The sequence below is a fragment of the Candidatus Pantoea floridensis genome (assembly GCF_900215435.1).
GTDB lineage: Bacteria > Pseudomonadota > Gammaproteobacteria > Enterobacterales > Enterobacteriaceae > Pantoea > Pantoea floridensis.
This window is the reverse complement of sequence record NZ_OCMY01000001.1, coordinates 2,232,927-2,249,654: the sequence shown is the minus strand read 5'-3', so window position 1 is coordinate 2,249,654 and position 16,728 is coordinate 2,232,927. Positions and strand designations below refer to the sequence as shown.

Genomic DNA, 16,728 nt, shown 5'->3' with positions numbered 1-16,728 from the left:
GCATAAATGCCCACCTACAAACCCACCGTAGGGGCGCATTCATGCGCACCTGGCATCAGACACTATGATTAATACTCACCACCGCAGTACTGCCGCTGCCTTCGGGGATCGGCAACCACGCGCGAATACGTAATCCACCGCGATCGCTTTCACCAATCTCCAGCGAACCGTCGTGCGCATCAATAATACGCTGCACAATTGCCAGACCGAGGCCGGTGCCGCTGGTGCTGCGTGCGCTATCGCCGCGCACAAACGGCTGGAACAGATGCTGTAGCTGATCCGGCTTAATGCCCGGACCATCATCTTCCACCTGGAACCACGCGCGGTTCAGCTCTTTGCCGCTGCTAACCTTAATCCAACCGTTACCGTAACGCGCCGCATTGACCACCAGATTCGCCAGCGCACGCTTAATCGACAGCGGGTTGATATCCAGCATTAAATCTTCGGACATCACCGCGTTCTCAATTTCACGCTCGTAGCCGCTCTCTGCCGCAACCACTTCACCCAGCACGCTGTTTAGGTCGGCACGTTCGGTCTGCATCTCTTGCCCGGTGCGCAGATAATCGATGAACTGCTCGATGATAGCGTTGCACTCTTCGATATCTTTGTTGATCGACTCCGCCAGATAACCATCCTGCTCACCCATCATTTCGGTGGCAAGGCGGATACGCGTCAGCGGCGTACGCAAGTCATGACTGACACCAGCCATCAGCAAGGTACGGTCGTCGGCCAACTGCTTCACGCCGGCCGCCATTTGGTTAAACGCACGCGTCACCGAACGCACTTCAGATGCGCCATACTCGCGCAGCGGTGGCGGAATAATGCCTTTCCCCACCTGCAACGCCGCATGTTCTAAATCGACCAGGGGTCGGTTTTGGATGCGGATAAACAGCCAGGCTCCGCCTATCGCCAGCAGCATAATCGCCAGCGTGTAGCGAAACAGCGGTGAGAAGTCGCCCTGATGGATTTCAGTGAGCGGTACGCGCACCCAGATATCCGGCGACAGCCAGGTTTTCAGCCACACCACCGGCGAGTTCTTATTCACTTCAACGCGCACATCGGTGGGGCCACCCAGCTGTTGGCCCATCTGTTCACTGAGGAATTCGTAATGCTGCGCCCAGCGCAAACCGCTCTCTTCCGCCGCCGCGTTGGTATACAACGAGATGCCCAGCTCACGATAAATTTCGCGTCGGAAAGCCGGAGGCACTTCCAACTGAGTTCCATCTTCCAGCTGCAGCCGATCGGTCATCAACATACGCACTTCGTACGCGAGAACCTTATTGAACTGCTGCAAACTGGGAAGAATGGCGAAATTGAGCACCACCAGATAGGTCGTTACCAGGCTGACGAACAGCAAGGTAACGATCAATAACAAGGTGCGGGCAAACGAACTGCGGGGTGAGAAGCGCAATCGCCTCATGCTTTGCTGCCGTCCGGAACGAATACGTAGCCAAGACCCCAAACGGTCTGGATGTAGCGTGGATGCGCCGGATCTTCTTCCACCATACGACGCAGACGAGAAATCTGCACATCGATGGAGCGTTCCATCGCACTGTATTCGCGACCGCGCGCCAGATTCATCAGCTTATCGCGTGATAACGGCTCACGTGGATGGCTCACCAGCGCTTTCAGCACGGCAAACTCACCGCTGGTTAGCGGCATCGGCTCATCTTCGCGGAACATTTCGCGGGTACCGAGATTCAGCTTGAACTTACCGAAAGCGATAACCGCTTCTTCCTGCGAAGGCGCGCCTGGCAGTTCATTGGCCTGACGACGCAGCACGGCACGAATACGCGCCAGCAGCTCACGTGGGTTAAAGGGTTTAGGAATGTAGTCATCCGCACCGATTTCCAGACCCACAATACGATCCACTTCTTCACCTTTTGCGGTGACCATAATGATCGGCATGGGGTTACTTTGACTGCGCAGACGACGACAGATAGATAAACCATCTTCGCCCGGCAGCATTAAGTCGAGCACCATCAGATGGAAGGATTCACGGGTTAACAGTCGATCCATTTGCTCGGCGTTGGCAACGCTACGCACCTGAAAGCCCTGCTCGGTGAGATAGCGTTCCAGCAACGCACGCAGACGCATATCGTCATCGACGACCAGAATTTTGTAGTTCTCTTGCATGTTCAACTCCCAAAGGCGCCATTGCCTGAGCCAATATTGTTAAAAAAAGAGGCCCCAGTGTGACAGTCATTAATGGTTTATATTCTAGCCGAAATTGTTACAAAGCATATTAAACAGCAGCTTATATTTATTTTTAGCCCTGAAATGCGCTTCGCTTCGCGTTTTTTATCTGTGCTTTCAAGCCGCTTAGCGCTTATCTGAAAATTCGGCGCTTTTTCTTTCTGTTACTGGAATATTACACATTAAATCGCGGCCAGAACGGCATTCAGCGTGATTTGACTTAAGGTTGCGGTGCAGAATATCTCTGTACTGCGTCAAAGGCACCATAAAATCTCGCGTCTGTCCTTTGTACCGCACATCTGCTCTCGGAATAATTCCACAGTGGAAAAAAACAAGACCAGCGTTAAATAAAGCTAGATAAATCAGGCAATAAACCCCTCTTTCTTATCACAACACGATCTCCGACACTGCAGTCGTACCTGCCGTTATTGAGTTCATGTGGAGAAAGAAAGATGAAAAAAACCGTTATTCTGCTGGGCGCACTGATGCTGACCAGCATCACTCAGGTTCAGGCTGCTACCAGCGCGGGCGAAGCGGCTGGCGCGCAGGCATCCACCACCGCGAAAGGTAATTCTGACGCTATTGGTATCGGCGCCGTTGGTGCATTGCTCGGTGTGGCCCTGGCTACCATAGGCGGCGGCGATAAGGGTAGCAGTGGTACCTCAACCACCACCGCGACCGCGCCAGGCAAATAACACGTACGCGCACATCCGTCGTAGGGTCGCCATTCATGGCGACCAGCGCCCTATCTTTAAGGCGCATCCTTCACATAATCAATGCTGTTCACAAACCACAGCTTCTGCCCTTCCGGCGTATTCACCAGCACTTCATCATCCACTTCTTTCTTGATGAGCGCGCGCGCCATGGGCGAATCGATCGAGATGTACTCTTTCATCGTCTCGCCGTAAATCTCATCCGGCCCGACAATGCGGAAACGTTTCACATCGCCCTGCTCGTTCTCCACCTGCACCCAGGCACCAAAAAACACTTTGCCTTCCTGCTGCGGCGCGTAATCGACGATTTTCAGATCGGCGAGACATTTACGCAGGTAGCGTACCCGGCGATCGATCTGGCGCAGCAGACGCTTGTTGTAGGTGTAATCGGCGTTTTCTGAGCGATCGCCTAGGCTAGCCGCCCAGGAGACAATTTTGGTAATTTCGGGACGCTTTTCGTTCCACAAATGGTCGTGTTCTGCGCGCAGCTTGTTATAGCCTTCGCGGGTAATCAGTTGGGTTTTCATGACGTCAACGCGTTTCTTCACAGCAAAGAGGCTAACAATAAGCGACAGCGTCGCCACCATCAAGACGCAGGCCAGGATGTGCGCGCTGCATTCAGAAAAAGACGGATTCACCGGCCTGCGGCTGGCAATTTTCGCCCTCAGCCCGTATAACTGTCCCCTATTTTCTAACCCTGTTTAAGCATTGTTAATGATGATGAAAGATTCACTGAGCCAGATTATCGCAAGTGAGCTGAAGGCACGCGCCGACCAGGTTGATGCCGCCGTACGCTTACTTGATGAAGGGAACACCGTGCCGTTTATCGCACGTTATCGTAAGGAAGTAACCGGTGGGCTGGACGACACCCAGCTGCGTCAGCTGGAGAGCCGCCTTGGTTACCTGCGCGAATTAGACGATCGCCGCCAGTCGATTCTGAAATCTATCGACGAACAGGGCAAACTCACGCCTGAACTTGCCACCGCCATCAACGGCACGCTCAATAAAACCGAGCTGGAAGATCTTTACCTGCCGTACAAGCAGAAGCGTCGCACGCGTGGACAGATCGCCATTGAAGCCGGGCTTGAGCCGCTGGCGGAAACGCTGTGGCAGGATGCGTCGCAGGATCCCGAGCAGCTGGCCGCTGGCTACGTTGACGCCGACAAAGGCGTCGCCGACGTGCGCGCCGCGCTCGATGGCGCACGCTACATCCTGATGGAACGCTTTGCGCAAGACGCCACGCTGCTGGCGAAAGTGCGTGACTACCTGTGGAAAAATGCGCATGTAGTATCACGCGTGGTGGAAGGCAAAGAGGAGGAAGGCGCGAAATTCCGCGACTACTTCGATCACCACGAAGCGCTGAGCGGCGTGCCGTCGCACCGCGCGCTGGCCATGTTCCGCGGACGCAATGAAGGCGTGCTGCAACTGTCGCTGAACGCCGATCCACAATTCGAAGAAGCCCCGCGTGAAAGCTATGGCGAAACGCTGATTGCCGAACACCTCAACCTGCGCCTGAATAACGCCCCGGCAGACAGCTGGCGCAAAGCGGTGGTGAGCTGGACCTGGCGCATCAAAGTGCTGTTGCACCTCGAAACCGAATTGATGGGCACCCTTCGTGAACGCGCCGAAGATGAAGCCATCAACGTGTTTGCCCGCAACCTGCACGATTTGCTGATGGCCGCACCGGCGGGAATGCGCGCCACCATGGGGCTCGATCCGGGCTTGCGTACCGGTGTTAAAGTCGCGGTGGTGGATGCCACCGGTAAGCTGGTCGCCACCGACACCATTTATCCGCACACCGGCCAGGCAGCGAAAGCCGCCACGGCCGTTGCGGCGCTGTGCACCAAGCATCAGGTTGAACTGGTGGCGATTGGTAACGGCACCGCTTCGCGCGAGACCGAACGCTTCTTCCTCGACGTGCAAAAACAGTTCCCGCAGATCAAAGCGCAAAAAGTGATCGTCAGCGAAGCTGGCGCATCGGTTTACTCCGCGTCGGAATTGGCCGCGCTGGAGTTCCCGGATCTCGACGTCTCGATTCGTGGCGCGGTTTCCATTGCACGCCGCCTGCAGGATCCGCTTGCTGAACTGGTGAAAATCGATCCGAAATCCATCGGTGTGGGCCAATATCAGCATGACGTCAGCCAAAGCCAGCTGGCGAAGAAGCTGGACGCGGTGGTGGAAGACTGCGTAAACGCCGTTGGCGTCGATCTCAACACCGCCTCTGTGGCGCTGCTGACGCGCGTAGCAGGCTTAACTCGCATGATGGCGCAGAATATTGTCAGCTGGCGCGATGAGAACGGTCGCTTCCAGAATCGTCAGCAGCTGTTGAAAGTGAGCCGTTTGGGTCCAAAAGCCTTTGAGCAGTGCGCCGGCTTCCTGCGCATCAACCACGGCGATAACCCGCTGGATGCTTCAACGGTGCACCCGGAAGCTTATCCGCTGGTCGAGCGCATTCTGGCCGCCACCGAGCAGGCGCTGAATGAGTTAATGGGCAATCCAGGCAGCCTGCGCGATCTTAACGCACGCGAATTCACCGATGAGCGCTTCGGCTTGCCGACCGTGACGGACATAATCAAAGAGCTGGAAAAACCGGGTCGCGATCCGCGCCCTGAATTTAAAACCGCGCAGTTTGCGGAAGGCGTGGAAACGCTCAACGATCTGTTGCCTGGCATGGTACTGGAAGGCGCAGTGACCAACGTTACCAACTTTGGCGCATTCGTCGATATCGGCGTGCATCAGGATGGTTTGGTGCACATCTCTTCCCTCTCCGACAAGTTCGTCGAGGATCCGCACCAGGTGGTGAAAGCCGGTGACATCGTCAAAGTGAAAGTGATGGAAGTGGATATGCAGCGTAAACGTATTGCGCTGACCATGCGTCTGGATGAGCAACCCGGTGAAAGCAATGCGCGTGGCAACCGCAGCGCAGGCAAAGAAACCGCGCGTCCAGCGGCTACCAACAAAGGCCGTGGCAAACCAGCCAGCTCGTCCGCAGGCAATAGCGCGATGGGCGATGCGCTGGCCGCAGCCTTCGGTAAAAAACGTTAAGTTCCTGCCCTAAAAACGCGCGGAGATAACGCGATCTCCGCGCGCATAAGCCTTGATAAATCTCCTCGCCCAACTACGCTAAAAATTCTGTGAGAAAAAATGACCTCCCGCGTGGCCCAGCGATTCAATGGACATTATCAACGCCTTACTCGATGACATTTACCAGGGCAGCTTTCCTGTCGCAGCGCGCGAGCGTCTGCTTTCGCATATTCGTGCCGCGCGCGATACGGTAAAACTGCCGCGCAAGCCGCACTGGGATGAGAAAGATGTGGTGCTGATCAGCTACGCCGATCAGTTTCGCGAACCGGAGCAACCGACGCTCGCCAGCTTCTCACGCTTTTATCAGCAGCATTTGCAATCCACCTTTAGTTTGGTGCATCTGCTGCCGTTCTTCCCCTATTCATCAGATGATGGCTTCTCAGTTATCGACTATCACCAGGTCAATTCGATCTGCGGCGACTGGCAACACATCAGCGCGCTGCACAGCGAAACTCGCCTGATGTTCGATTTTGTCTGCAATCACATGTCGGCGCACAGCCTGTGGTTTCGCCACTTCCTCGCGCAGGATCCCGGCTGGGATGATTTCTTTATCAGCATGCCGCCCGCTACCGATCTTAGCGCCGTCACGCGCCCGCGCACTTCACCCTTGTTAACGCCGTTTGAAATGGGCAACGGCGAGACGCGCTACATCTGGACCACCTTCAGCGCCGATCAAATCGACCTCAACTTCGCCAACCCGGAAGTGTTAATTCGCATGGTCGACGTGCTGCTCGATTACCTGATCAAAGGCGCGGATTATGTGCGGCTCGACGCCGTTGGCTACATGTGGAAAACGCCTGGCACTACCTGCATTCACCTGCCGAAAACGCATCAGCTGGTGAAGCTGTTTCGCGCTATCGCTAATGAAGTGGCGCCCGGCACGGTGATCGTCACCGAAACCAACGTGCCGCACAAAGACAACATCAGCTATTTCGGCAACGGCAAAGATGAAGCGCAAATGGTGTATCAGTTTTCGCTGCCGCCGCTGGTGCTGCATGCCATTCACTCGGGATCGGCGCGTGCGCTGCGTCAATGGGCCAGCACGCTGGATTTAGGCGGCGGCACCACCACCTTCTTTAACTTTCTCGCCTCGCACGACGGCATTGGGCTGAATCCCGCGCGCGGCATTTTGTCGGAAGTGGAGATTGTGGCGCTGGTACGCGATTTGGCGTTAGAGGGCGCGCTGGTTTCTTATAAAAATAACGCCGACGGCACCACCAGTCCTTACGAAATTAACGTCACCTATTTCGATGCTCTCAATCAACAGAACGACGACGACGATACGCGCCTGCGCCGTTTCCTGCTGGCACATGCCATTCTGCTGTCATTTCCCGGCGTGCCCGCAATCTACATTCAAAGCATTCTTGGCTCACGTAACGATAACGAAGGCGTGCGTGCCGCCGGTCACAACCGCGCCATCAACCGTGAGAAGTACAGCCTGCGCGACATGGAAGCATGGATTAGCGGTGGCAATCCGCTGCGCCAGCAGGTATTTGAACGCCTCAGCGCGCTGATTCAGCTGCGCACGCGGCAGCCGGCGTTTCATCCCGATAATCCGATGACGCTGCTGGAGAGCGAGAATACCTTGCTGGTGTTGCGTCGCCATAAACCCGATAGCGACGGCTTACTGTGCGTGTTTAACCTCAGCAACCATGACGTAACCACACAACTGCCGCTGGCACGACAGGTGCAGGATCTCATTAGCGGGGAGAAGCTGGATGGCAGCCAGCCAATAACGCTGGCTGCGTGGCAGTTTATGTGGCTGCGCGGCTAACTATTTGTAGACGTCCGCAGTAGCGCTGAACTTGCCATGCTCACGGCCGGCAATCACCAGGAAGTATTTGCCCCCTTTCTCATCAGCGGCCTTTGAAAGTTCTTTCTTGGCATCCATCGGTGAGGTCGTTTCCGCCGTGGTGGTGACCGTACCAATCTTCTCCAGATTCATCTTCTGAACTTCTTCTTTGGTCACTTCCTTCGCTGCAAATGCCGAAAAAGACACCGCGCTCATTACCATTGAAGCCACAACCCATTTCATCATTTTCATCGATTTACCCTCATTCACATGATCCATTGTTGAGATGTAAGCAGACATAAAACAGGTGGATACGACGATATTCCATTCACACCACTAGCAGGTCAGCTCACCAGAAAAGTATTGCCGCTTGTGACAAATTTTCCACTGCAGTCATGTATTAACCGGCAAGCGATTGATAAAAATCAATAATGTATTGTGAGAAGGCCTCTGGATGGGAGATAAAAGGCGCATGCGCCGCTTTTTCCATTACCACCGATGAAGAAGATGGCCAGCGTGTATCCAGTTGCTGTGCGATACCACGCGGCACCAGCCCATCGAGATAACCGTAAATACGCAGAAACGGCAGGTTAAGATCGTCGAGCGCAGCACGCAGATCGTCCTGACGCAGAATCTCCAGTCCGCCCGCTAACACTTCTACCGATGGCATGGGTTGCGACAACACCACCTCTTTCAGTTGACGCGCATCCTGCCGCGCATGTTCGGTGCCCATGGTTTGCAGTGCCAGAAAGCGCTCCACGGTGCGTTGGAAATCTGTGCTCAGCTGCTGCTGGAAACTCTGTAGCGTCTCGGGCTTGATGCCCGGCCACGCATCACGTGCGGTAAAGCACGGCGACGATGCCACGCTAATCAGTGCTGCAACCCGATCGGGGTGGGTTAAGGCCAGCTGACTGGCGACTAATCCGCCCAGCGACCAGCCCATCAGCACCGCACGCTGTGGTAATTGTGGCAGTAGCTGTTGCACCATTTCCGCTAAGGTCAGCGGTCCAAATCCCTGGCTGCGGCCAAAGCCCGGCAGATCCACCAGGTGCAGGCGAAATTGCGAGCTGAGTCGTGGAACTATGTTTTGCCACACTTCGGCGTTCAAACCCCAGCCGTGCAGCAGCACAAGATCGCAATCGCCCGTGCCTGTGGTGTGCCAGTAAAGCGAACTCATCGGTTACACTCCGGAAAAGTGAAAAGGAGGTCGCTATGCTACCAATGCCGGTACTCTGTTGGCTATGCCGCTTGCCGCTGCGCATCGCCAGCCACGGATTATGCAGCCGCTGTGTGCAACAGATTCCGCGTCTGCCTGCACTCTGCCCACGCTGTGGATTACCGGCCACTGGCATGCAAGCATGCGGCCGCTGCCTTCGTCATCCACCGCCATGGCAAAGCCTGAGCTGCGTGAGCGATTACCTGCCGCCGCTAAGCGATTGGGTACACCAGCTGAAGTTTTCTCGCATAACCGCACTCAGGGTGATGCTGGCGCGGCTGATTTTGTTAAAATTGTTAACAATGCGTCGTGATAATCGGCTTCCGCGGATAGATTTGGTGTTGAGCGTACCGCTGCATCGTCGTCGTGCCTGGCAACGCGGTTATAATCAGGCCGCGCTGCTGGCAAAACCGCTGGCGCGCTGGTTGAAGTGTGAATATCGCGAAGGCATACGACGTCTACGCCACGGTGCGGTGCAGCACTCATTGAGCGCCAGCGCACGTAAAAAGAACCTGCGCGGCGCCTTTTGTCTTGAAATGCCGGTGCGCGGGCGCCATATCCTGCTTATCGACGATGTTGTGACGACCGGAAGTACCGTAGCGGAAATTAGCCGCATCCTGCTGGCGCACGGCGCGGCCAGCGTACACATTGGTTGCCTGTGCCGTACCTTGTAGAGCGTCGGTGTTGGGCGTATTATAACCAAGTAATTTAGTCAACTATTGAGCAATCGCAATGATCGTTATTACTGATGCTGCGCAAGAGCACTTCTCAAAATTGCTGTCCAAACAAGAAGATGGCACTCAGATTCGCGTATTCGTCATTAATCCGGGTACGCCAACCGCAGAATGCGGTGTTTCTTACTGCCCACCTGATGCAGTAGAAGCTTCCGATACGGAATTCAAGTTCGAAAAACTGTCCGCCTTTGTGGATGAAATGAGCGCGCCATACCTTGATGACGCTGAAATCGACTTTGTCACCGATAATCTCGGCTCTCAGCTAACGCTGAAAGCACCGAACGCCAAAATGCGTAAAGTCTCTGACGATGCGCCAATGGTGGAGCGCGTGGAATATCTGTTGCAAGCGCAGATTAACCCGCAGCTGGCAGGCCACGGCGGTCGCGTATCGCTGATGGAAATCACCGATGACGGCATCGCCATTCTGCAATTTGGCGGCGGCTGTAACGGTTGTTCGATGATCGACGTCACTCTGAAAGATGGCATCGAGAAAGAGCTGCTGGCAGCCTTCCCTGAGCTGAAAGGCGTGCGCGATTTAACCGAGCACCAGCGCGGTGAGCACTCGTACTACTGATTTAGCACGCGGCAGCAACCCGATGCTGCCGCGCGTTTTTACTCCGCTTTCCGCCCTTCATTTACGGCTTTTAATACCTTCTGCACCTCAAGCGTAAACATCGTTTCCAGCGTGGCATTCAACTTGCGACGCCAATTAGGATATTCATTAACTGTGCCCGGTACATTGACCGGCGAAGACATGCCGAGCCAATCTTCCGGCTGCAACCCAAGTAGTGCGCTATGGGTGCGTGCCAAATAACGGTGAAACGCCAACGTCAGCGCAGGAGATAAAGCCAAACCATCAGCTCGCTTGCCGCTGCGTGCAGGCAGCGACCCAGCCTGATGCAGTGCATCCAGCAGCGCTTGCTTTTGCTTCACCCGCTGTTGCTGGAGAGATTGCAGCACGCCGTCGCCAGCATAGATACCCAGCTTGTCACCCAGCGTTAAATCATCTGCATGCCAGAACCCGCCTAATGTCGGTAAATCATGCGTACTGGCGCTGGCAATCGACTGACGTGGATACTCCTGCGGCTGGCGATAGCTGCCATCACCGTGCTGCTCGAAGAACAACACTTTCCAGGAAAAAATGCCGCTGTTGCGCAGCAGGCTGACGATCTCTTGCGGTACTGTGCCAAGATCTTCGCCGATCACCATGCAGCGATGGCGCTGACTCTCCAGCGCGAGGATCGCCAGCAGATCGTGCACCGGATACGCCACATAAGCCCCCTTATCGGCACTTTCGCCGTAGGGAATCCACCACAACCGCAGCAGCGCCATGACGTGATCGATACGCAATGCGCCGCAGTCGCGCATATTGGCGCGCAGCAGGTCGATAAATGGCTGATAACCGCGCGCACGCATCACATGCGGATCGAGCGGCGGTAAACACCAGTTTTGCCCCTGCGGTCCGAGGCGATCCGGCGGTGCGCCCACCGATGCGCCAAGCTTGTAGAGTTCCGGATCTTGCCAGGTTTCGGCGCTGCCCTGCGCCACGCCGACCGCTAAATCACGGTACAAACCTACCGCCATGCCGAGCTGCTGGCTGCGCTGCCAGCAGGCAGCGAACTGCTGCTGCGCCAGCCATTGTAGCCAGCTCCAGAACTGGATCTCCGCTTCATGCTCAGCACACCACTGCTGAACCTCAGGCAACAACGCATTGCGCCAGCCTTCCGGCCAGTTTGCCCATCCCCATTCATCGGGGTGCTGCTGGCTGCGCTCGGCGAGAATGCCATCAAAGGCGGCCTGATAGCGTAAATGCCCGGCACCCTCAAGGATAAACTGCTGGAAATCGGCGTCGTCTGCTGCGCGTGGCTGATAGTTTTGCCAGGCAAAACGCAGCGCGGCTAATTTCAGCTCGGCGACCGCGCTGTAATCAACAAACTCGCTGGCGCGCGCGCGCTCGAGTGCTTTGCGCGTTTTGGCACTTTTCCACCAGCGCTGGCCCTCTTTGCTGTGTTGGAAATCCTCCAGCTGATTGATGTCGATATACAACACGTTAAGCCAGCGCCGCGAGGTTGGACTGTACGGGCTGGCATGTTCCGGCAGTGACGGATAGAGCGCGTGCAGCGGATTGAGGCCAACAAAATCGCCACCGTGTGCAGCAATCTGTTCCAGCATCAACTTCAAATCACCGAAATCGCCAATGCCCCAATTATTTTCTGAACGCAGCGTATAGAGCTGCACCAGCGCGCCCCAGCGTTTTTCGCCCTGCTTGAGCGGTTCGGGCAGATAGCAGCGCCGCGGCGCAATGATGATGCGCGTTTGCCACTGCTGGCGGCCTTTATGCAGAGTCAGCTGATGATAGCCCTGCGGCAGGCGCGGCGGCAGCGTGAGCACTTCGCCGCCCTGCACATCTCCGCTGAACTGTTTGCCCTGCTCGGTTTCAAGCTGCCAGGAAAACGCCCCGCGGCCCTGCGGCGTGAGTTGACGTTTGGCGCGGGCGGCAAACACCTGCACCGGCGGCAGCGGTGGCGCTTTGCCGCTGGGCGTTTCCATTACCGCCAGTAGCGCGCGTTTGGTGGCATCGCTGATGGTTTCAGGCTCGCCATGCGCGTTGATAAAGCGCAGCGCAATGCCTGCATCCTGTGCCGCCTGATCCAACTTATTGAGCGTCATCCTTTCTCCTTCAACAAGGTGCGCATAAATGCGCACCCTACGGAATTGGTAGGGTCGCCATTCATGGCGACCGGAATATCGATTATCTTGCCGCCTGCCAAATCAACTGCTGGTAATCACGTATTGAGCGGTCAGAACTAAAGCGGCCGGTGTGCGCGGTATTCATGATCGCCGCACGCGTCCAGGCATCCTGATTTTTCCACAACGCTTCTACCTGCTGCTGCGCGGCAATATAGGCATCGAAATCAGCCAGCACCAGCCAGGGATCGCCGTCCTTCGTCAGGCTCTGCAACATCAGGTCAAATGCGTGCTTATCACCCTCGCTGAACTTGCCCTTCTCCAGCTCTTTCAGCAAACCATCCAGATAAGGATTCTGTTTACGCAGCTTTTTCGGGCTGTAGCCTCCCGCCTTTAGCGCCTTCACTTCCTCCACGCTATTGCCGAAGATGAAGATATTCTTCTCGCCCACCGCTTGCGCAATCTCCACATTGGCACCGTCCAGCGTGCCAATGGTCAGCGCACCGTTGAGCGCCAGCTTCATATTGCCGGTGCCGGAAGCCTCGTAACCGGCAGTAGAAATTTGCTCAGAGAGATCGGCAGCTGGAATGATCAACTCCGCCGCGGTAATGCGGTAATCCGGAATAAACACCACTTTCAGGCGATCGCCAACGCACGGATCGTTGTTGATCACCTGCGCCACGTGGTTAATGGCATAAATGATATTTTTGGCGAGGTAATAGCCGGGCGCCGCTTTGGCACCAAAGATAAACACGCGCGGCACGAAATCGGGGTTATCGGGATGATCTCGCAGCTGGCGATAGCAGTGCAGCATATGCAGCAAACTGAGGTGCTGGCGTTTGTACTCATGAAGCCGCTTGATCTGCACATCGAACAGCGCATCCGGATTGATATCAATGCCCGTAACACGTTTGATATACACCGTTAGGCGCAGCTTGTTCTGCTGTTTGATGGCGCGGAACTGCTGGCGAAACGCTTTCTTTTTGGCAAACGGTGCGAGCCATGCCAGCGCATCAAGATCGTTCGCCCACTCCACCTGCAAGTTGTCATCAATCAGCGTCGACAATAGCGGATTACACTGCTTTAACCAGCGGCGCGGCGTAATGCCATTGGTAACGTTGTGGAATTTGTTTGGCCACAGCTGGTGATATTCCGGAAACAGATCTTTTACCACCAGCTCGGAGTGCAGCGCCGCGACGCCGTTCACCGCGAAGCAGCTCACCACGCACAAATTCGCCATGCGCACCTGACCTTCCGCCACCACCGCCAGCTTGTGCCACATCGCTCTATCATCCGGCCACTGCTTCTTCACCCTTTTCTTCAGGCGGCGATTAATCTCTTTGATAATTAACATATGGCGCGGCAGCACGTCGCGCACCAATCGCTCATCCCAGCGCTCCAGCGCTTCGGGCATCAATGTGTGATTGGTATAGGCAAAAGTACGGCTGGTGATATGCCAGGCATCATCCCAGCTCAGTTGATGTTCATCCAGCAATACGCGCAGCATCTCAGGAATAGCGATAGTCGGATGCGTGTCGTTCAGCTGAATCACTTCAAAATCGGGCAAGCTGCGGATGGCACGCCCGGCGAGATGGTGGCGGCGCAGGATATCGCCCACCGCACAGGCGCACTGAAAATATTGCTGCATTAAACGCAGGCGTTTACCTTCCGCATGATTATCATTGGGATAGAGCACCTTGGTCAGCTTATTGGCCTCAATGCCTTGCTGCTCGGCCTGCAGGAATTGGCCGTTATTGAATAGCGTGAGATCGAACGGCTGCGCACTACTGGCTTTCCACAATCGCAGCGGCAGCGTAATGCCGTTACGATAGCCCACCACCGGCAGATCCCAGGCTTCTCCTTTCAGCAGGATGTTAGGTCGCCAAATAATGCTGCCATCGTGGTTTTGTTTCACCTTTCCGCCGATACCGACCTGCACATCCAGCGCGGCGTTATAACGGAACCACGGATAGCGATCGCGCAGCCAGTCGTCCGGTGCCTCTCGTTGCTGGCCATCTTCGAAGGTTTGGCGAAACAAACCATATTGATAGTTGAGGCCGTGGCCCATCGCAGCCTGGCCGACGGTGGCCATCGAATCCATATAGCAGGCGGCTAAGCGCCCCAATCCGCCGTTGCCGAGCGCGGGGTCGATCTCCTCTTCCAGCAGCTCGCTCAGTTCAATGTGATGTTCCGCCAGCGCGGCCTGCACGTCGTTGTACCAGCCAAGATTGAGCAAGTTGTTGCCCGTCAGGCGACCAATCAAAAACTCCATCGACAAATAATTGACGTGGCGTTGTCCTTGCTTTGGCGGCGCGGGCGGCTGCGTGGCCAGCATTTCCGCCAGCACGCTGCTCAGCGCCTGCCACCATTGGTGCGGCGTCATTTGCTGGGCGGAAGCGAGTCCAAGGTGTTGCCAATGACGAGTCAGTGCGGCGTCGAAACGTGTTTTATTGAATTTTTGCTGCGACATATCAATCCCTTCGTGTCCGTTAACGGTAAAGCCGGGGCGAGCGCAAGAGGTGAATGGATAAGTAAAGCTGCGGGGGCGGAAAAAAGCGACAGGGAAATGCGCGTGTTAAGAAAAAAAACGGTGCGCATAAATGCGCACGCTACATCGTAGGGCCGCCATTCATGGCGACCGGGTTATGCAACATCAACAAAGTTCCAGATGAACTTCGTGCTGTTCAATCACTTTCAGCACGCTAGCGGGCGGGCTTTGATCGGTATACATGTAATCAATCAGGCTCATATTACCCAGATTAACCATCGCGTTGCGGCCAAATTTGGAGTGATCCACCACCAGCATTACGCAGCGCGAATTCTCAATAATGGCGCGTTTGGTGCGGACCTCGTGATAATCGAACTCCAGCAATGAACCGTCCATATCAATGCCGCTAATGCCGAGAATGCCGTAATCGAGGCGGAACTGTGAGATGAAGTCCAGCGTCGCTTCGCCCATGATGCCGCCGTCGCGCGTGCGCACTTCACCACCGGCGATGATCACGCGGAAATCCGGTTTCGCCATCAGCAGAATCGCCACGTTGAGGTTGTTGGTCACAACGCGCAGATTGTTGTGATTAAGCAGCGCATGCGCCACCGCTTCCGGCGTGGTGCCGATATCGATAAATAGCGTGGCGCCATCGGGAATTTGGCTCGCTACCCGCTCGGCGATGCGCGCTTTCTCCGCTGACCACATCATCTTACGATCCTGCCAGGCGGTGTTCTCGGAGCTGGACGGTAGCGCCGCTCCACCGTGATGACGCATGATTTTGTTTTGATCGGCCAGATCGTTCAGATCGCGCCGAATGGTTTGCGGGCTGACCTCAAAGTGATCCACCAGCTCTTCCGTGCTGACATATCCCTGACGCCGGACCAGATCGATAATGGCGTCATGACGTTGCGTCTGCTTCACATCTCTCTCCTCGGCTCGTAGCCGCTTGTTTTATGCGCGCTGCTAACCACGCGCGATTTTGCGCGTATCAACAAATGCCATTGCTAAACCCACCAGCAAACCAGTAACGTGCGCCGCGTTGGCAATTGCCAGGCCAAACGCGCCGTAAAAACCAATCACCAACCACACCACCGCGAACCCCATCAGGCCACGTTCCAGGTAAATGCCACTGTCGGGATCGCGCTCACCGCGCAGCCAGCAGTATCCCATCAGCGCATACACCACGCCAGATAAGCCACCAAACAGCACGCCGCTAAACTTGGCCTGCATCCAGCCGGTTAACAGCGCGGATATCAGCATAATCACAAACAGCTTGCCGCTGCCGAGGCGCTTTTCAACCGCACCGCCGAGATACCACCACCACATCAGGTTGAAGAGGATATGCAGCAGCGAGAAGTGCAGCAGCGCGTGGCTGAACCAGCGCCACACCTGGAAATATTGCGACGAATCCGCCGGCCACGCCAGCCAGTCCAATGCCACATCATCGCCGACGATCTGCATCAGAATAAACACCACGATGCAGGCAATCATGATGGTCATGGTGAGCGGACCTGCGCGTTCCCGAATGTTGCCCCAGAGGTTGGTGCGCTCGTAGCGCAAACCACTTTCGGTATTGCCGCTGTGCCAGCTGGCAGCCAGATAGCGTGGATGGTTGGGATCGCGCACAAACTGCGCGAGTTCGTTTTCGACCATCTCAAGCTTACTTTCATCATCCAACATAATGACAAAGTGGCTTTCGCGTTCAATACGTAGCGTTACGCCGCGCGTCGCCATGTAGTCGACAAACGCCTGCGCCATGCGCGGATTATTAAACTGGGTGATGCGCATCATGCGGTGCTCTCCTTCCTTATGCT

General features: G+C 55.8%; 14 protein-coding genes. 5 read left to right on the top strand and 9 right to left on the bottom strand.

The window, feature by feature from the left end; translation table 11 throughout:
* Positions 1 to 55: 55 nt before the first annotated feature.
* Together envZ and ompR are read right to left on the bottom strand one after the other, a co-directional pair.
* On the bottom strand, positions 56 to 1,420 hold the full coding sequence (gene envZ / locus CRO19_RS10500) for a two-component system sensor histidine kinase EnvZ (protein ID WP_097095779.1): 1,365 nt from the start codon (positions 1,418 to 1,420) through the stop codon (positions 56 to 58).
* Positions 1,417 to 2,136 (bottom strand): osmolarity response regulator transcription factor OmpR, encoded by a 720-nt coding sequence (gene ompR, locus CRO19_RS10495; protein ID WP_001157751.1) that lies wholly within the window; start codon positions 2,134 to 2,136, stop codon positions 1,417 to 1,419. The genes envZ and ompR overlap by 4 nt, the downstream gene beginning before the upstream one ends.
* Before the next feature lie 512 nt (positions 2,137 to 2,648).
* Here ompR and yjbE point away from each other — a divergent pair.
* Positions 2,649 to 2,891: an exopolysaccharide production protein YjbE gene (gene yjbE / locus CRO19_RS10490; RefSeq protein ID WP_097095778.1), complete on the top strand. Its 243-nt coding sequence runs from the start codon at positions 2,649 to 2,651 to the stop codon at positions 2,889 to 2,891.
* Positions 2,892 to 2,947: 56 nt separating this feature from the next.
* On the opposite strand, the gene greB is transcribed toward yjbE, so the two are convergent.
* Complete coding sequence (greB, locus tag CRO19_RS10485) at positions 2,948 to 3,436, bottom strand: transcription elongation factor GreB (protein WP_097097636.1); 489 nt, start codon at positions 3,434 to 3,436, stop codon at positions 2,948 to 2,950.
* Positions 3,437 to 3,629: 193 nt separating this feature from the next.
* On the opposite strand from greB, the gene CRO19_RS10480 reads away from it, so the two are divergent.
* The gene (locus CRO19_RS10480) at positions 3,630 to 5,954 is read left to right on the top strand and encodes a Tex family protein (protein WP_097097635.1); all 2,325 of its coding nucleotides are present in this window, start codon (positions 3,630 to 3,632) and stop codon (positions 5,952 to 5,954) included.
* A gap of 127 nt (positions 5,955 to 6,081) precedes the next feature.
* Positions 6,082 to 7,767: an alpha-amylase family glycosyl hydrolase gene (locus tag CRO19_RS10475; protein ID WP_097095777.1), complete on the top strand. Its 1,686-nt coding sequence runs from the start codon at positions 6,082 to 6,084 to the stop codon at positions 7,765 to 7,767.
* Here CRO19_RS10475 and CRO19_RS10470 read toward each other — a convergent pair whose 3' ends face one another.
* Together CRO19_RS10470 and bioH are read right to left on the bottom strand one after the other, a co-directional pair.
* The gene (locus CRO19_RS10470) at positions 7,768 to 8,037 is read right to left on the bottom strand and encodes a YdgH/BhsA/McbA family protein (protein ID WP_097097634.1); all 270 of its coding nucleotides are present in this window, start codon (positions 8,035 to 8,037) and stop codon (positions 7,768 to 7,770) included.
* A 148-nt stretch (positions 8,038 to 8,185) separates the two neighbouring features.
* The gene (gene bioH / locus CRO19_RS10465) at positions 8,186 to 8,962 is read right to left on the bottom strand and encodes a pimeloyl-ACP methyl ester esterase BioH (protein ID WP_097095776.1); all 777 of its coding nucleotides are present in this window, start codon (positions 8,960 to 8,962) and stop codon (positions 8,186 to 8,188) included.
* A gap of 35 nt (positions 8,963 to 8,997) precedes the next feature.
* On the opposite strand from bioH, the gene gntX reads away from it, so the two are divergent.
* Both gntX and nfuA read left to right on the top strand, forming a co-directional pair.
* Complete coding sequence (gntX, locus tag CRO19_RS10460; protein WP_097095775.1) at positions 8,998 to 9,675, top strand: DNA utilization protein GntX; 678 nt, start codon at positions 8,998 to 9,000, stop codon at positions 9,673 to 9,675.
* 58 nt (positions 9,676 to 9,733) lie between these two features.
* Positions 9,734 to 10,309, top strand: a complete 576-nt coding sequence (gene nfuA / locus CRO19_RS10455; protein ID WP_097095774.1) for a Fe-S biogenesis protein NfuA — start codon at positions 9,734 to 9,736, stop codon at positions 10,307 to 10,309.
* 38 nt (positions 10,310 to 10,347) lie between these two features.
* Here nfuA and malQ read toward each other — a convergent pair whose 3' ends face one another.
* From malQ to glpG, 4 genes are all read right to left on the bottom strand, one after another.
* Positions 10,348 to 12,405: a 4-alpha-glucanotransferase gene (gene malQ / locus CRO19_RS10450; protein WP_097095773.1), complete on the bottom strand. Its 2,058-nt coding sequence runs from the start codon at positions 12,403 to 12,405 to the stop codon at positions 10,348 to 10,350.
* 82 nt (positions 12,406 to 12,487) lie between these two features.
* Complete coding sequence (gene malP, locus CRO19_RS10445) at positions 12,488 to 14,893, bottom strand: maltodextrin phosphorylase (protein ID WP_097095772.1); 2,406 nt, start codon at positions 14,891 to 14,893, stop codon at positions 12,488 to 12,490.
* 183 nt (positions 14,894 to 15,076) lie between these two features.
* Positions 15,077 to 15,835, bottom strand: a complete 759-nt coding sequence (locus tag CRO19_RS10440; protein WP_008107931.1) for a DeoR/GlpR family transcriptional regulator — start codon at positions 15,833 to 15,835, stop codon at positions 15,077 to 15,079.
* A 42-nt stretch (positions 15,836 to 15,877) separates the two neighbouring features.
* Complete coding sequence (glpG, locus tag CRO19_RS10435; protein WP_097097633.1) at positions 15,878 to 16,702, bottom strand: rhomboid family intramembrane serine protease GlpG; 825 nt, start codon at positions 16,700 to 16,702, stop codon at positions 15,878 to 15,880.
* Positions 16,703 to 16,728: the final 26 nt, after the last annotated feature.

What these genes read in the sequence shown, in the direction of transcription:
- envZ (WP_097095779.1), bottom strand. Translation starts at nt 1,420, where the DNA reads ATGAGGCGATTGCGCTTCTCACCCCGCAGTTCGTTTGCCCGCACCTTG.
- ompR (WP_001157751.1), bottom strand. Translation starts at nt 2,136, where the DNA reads ATGCAAGAGAACTACAAAATTCTGGTCGTCGATGACGATATGCGTCTG.
- yjbE (WP_097095778.1), top strand. Translation starts at nt 2,649, where the DNA reads ATGAAAAAAACCGTTATTCTGCTGGGCGCACTGATGCTGACCAGCATC.
- greB (WP_097097636.1), bottom strand. Translation starts at nt 3,436, where the DNA reads ATGAAAACCCAACTGATTACCCGCGAAGGCTATAACAAGCTGCGCGCA.
- CRO19_RS10480 (WP_097097635.1), top strand. Translation starts at nt 3,630, where the DNA reads ATGAAAGATTCACTGAGCCAGATTATCGCAAGTGAGCTGAAGGCACGC.
- CRO19_RS10475 (WP_097095777.1), top strand. Translation starts at nt 6,082, where the DNA reads ATGGACATTATCAACGCCTTACTCGATGACATTTACCAGGGCAGCTTT.
- CRO19_RS10470 (WP_097097634.1), bottom strand. Translation starts at nt 8,037, where the DNA reads ATGAAAATGATGAAATGGGTTGTGGCTTCAATGGTAATGAGCGCGGTG.
- bioH (WP_097095776.1), bottom strand. Translation starts at nt 8,962, where the DNA reads ATGAGTTCGCTTTACTGGCACACCACAGGCACGGGCGATTGCGATCTT.
- gntX (WP_097095775.1), top strand. Translation starts at nt 8,998, where the DNA reads ATGCTACCAATGCCGGTACTCTGTTGGCTATGCCGCTTGCCGCTGCGC.
- nfuA (WP_097095774.1), top strand. Translation starts at nt 9,734, where the DNA reads ATGATCGTTATTACTGATGCTGCGCAAGAGCACTTCTCAAAATTGCTG.
- malQ (WP_097095773.1), bottom strand. Translation starts at nt 12,405, where the DNA reads ATGACGCTCAATAAGTTGGATCAGGCGGCACAGGATGCAGGCATTGCG.
- malP (WP_097095772.1), bottom strand. Translation starts at nt 14,893, where the DNA reads ATGTCGCAGCAAAAATTCAATAAAACACGTTTCGACGCCGCACTGACT.
- glpG (WP_097097633.1), bottom strand. Translation starts at nt 16,702, where the DNA reads ATGCGCATCACCCAGTTTAATAATCCGCGCATGGCGCAGGCGTTTGTC.